The organism is Dokdonella sp., assembly GCF_049593775.1.
Lineage (GTDB): Bacteria > Pseudomonadota > Gammaproteobacteria > Xanthomonadales > Rhodanobacteraceae > Dokdonella.
In genome coordinates, this window is record NZ_JBAWHJ010000046.1 from 1 (window position 1) to 1,679 (window position 1,679).

The window sequence follows — 1,679 nt, forward strand, 5'->3', positions numbered from 1 at the left end:
GATCAGGTGCTCACCGGGTAAGATTCGTTCTTCGTCATGGCGTTCCGTGCACTACGCACCCGAGTTCTGCAATCGCCCATCGAGGCGCCAACCATATCCATCCGGAAATCGAGTTGAATCCAAGGCCAAACAAGCTGAAGTTGCTCAAGTGGTTGCCTGATTCATGGATGGTGACGACCGGCGTTGTTGCCGATCGCAGCCTGCACCTTACTTTTGACGATGGTCCAAACCTCGAGCACACGCCACGCTTGCTCGACCTGCTGGCCAGTCATGATGCGAAGGCCACGTTTTTCCTGCTTGGCGAACAGATCGAGAAACACCCCGATATCGTCGAACGACTGGTTGCCGAAGGCCATCAGCTCGGAAACCATTCCTACGATCATCCACGCTTTACGCGTATTCCAAGAGCCGAACAACTCGATCAGATTGAGCGTACCGAGCGTTTGCTGTCGAAATACGATGGCAAACCCCGGCACCGGTTTCGACCGCCTTCCGGTCGCTTCCCGCTGTCGCTGCTGGCCCACTTTGCCGTTCATCCGGGCAGCATGGCGTATTGGTCGTACGACAGTCTCGACTATCAGCAGAAGCCGGCATCCGAACTGATTGAAGTCATGCGCAATCACCCGCCGCGCCCCGGCGATATCATCCTCATGCACGATGACAGCGAAGCCACGATCGATGCGCTCGCCGTGATGCTGCCCGAGTGGCATGCATCGGGATTCAGACTCGCCACATTGCCAGAGTTGCCGGTGACATGAGTCGCCTGTGCATGGTCGGTATTCGTCACGATTCAAGTCAGTGCGTAACCGCTGCACCAAACAGAGGCTATCCAGCATCGTGAGTATCTATCTTGTTGCCTCGATCGTCCTCATTGTTGGCGCATGCCTTGCCGCATTCGCGCTCTGGATGATCTTGCGCTCGCGCAACATGCAGATCTGGATACGCAGCTATCTGACTCGGCCAGCACGGCCGAAAACATCGGGTCCGGTCCACGTCATGTTCTGCTTTGTCGATCACTTCGAGCCGATGTGGGGCAAGGCCGATCTTGAGAAGCAGCGCCAGCGTGTCGATCGCTGGTGTCGCGACTATCGGGCCATGGCAGGTCGTCATCGCGATGCCGACGGGCGCCATCCGCAACACGGATTTTTCTATCCCGAGGAAGAGTACGTCGAGGAGCATCTGGACAAGATCGCCGCCCTGTGCGCGGATGGGTTTGGCGAGATCGAGATCCACCTGCACCACGACAACGATACCGAAGAGAATTTCAACGTCTCGATGCAGCGCTTCTGCAGCACCTTGCACGAGAAGCACGGTGCGCTGGTGCGCGATCCGCGCAACGGCAAACTCGCATTCGCCTTCATCCACGGCAACTGGTCGCTGGACAACTCGCGCGCCGACGGACGCTGGTGCGGAATCAACAACGAACTGATCCTGCTGCGCGAGTTGGGTTGCTATGCGGATTTCACCTTGCCGTCCGCGCCAAGCGATACCCAGACCAGCACGGTCAATTCGATCTACTACGCAACCGATGATCCTGAAAAGCCGAAATCCCACGATCGCGGCGAACCGGTGCGCGTGGGCGGGACGGCGGTCGGCGACCTCATGATCGTGCAGGGGCCGCTGGCCCTCAACTGGCGCAGCCGACGCTTCGGGCTGATTCCCCGCATCGAGAATTCGGA

The 1,679-nt window shown here is 58.5% G+C and carries 2 protein-coding genes; both read left to right on the forward strand.

Annotated features, from left to right (window positions below):
- Positions 1–758: polysaccharide deacetylase family protein (locus tag WBP53_RS01665; protein WP_423925280.1), on the forward strand; the 758-nt coding region annotated here is incomplete at its 5' end.
- A gap of 79 nt (positions 759–837) precedes the next feature.
- On the forward strand, positions 838–1,679 hold an 842-nt coding region (locus WBP53_RS01670), incomplete at its 3' end, for a hypothetical protein (RefSeq protein WP_423925282.1).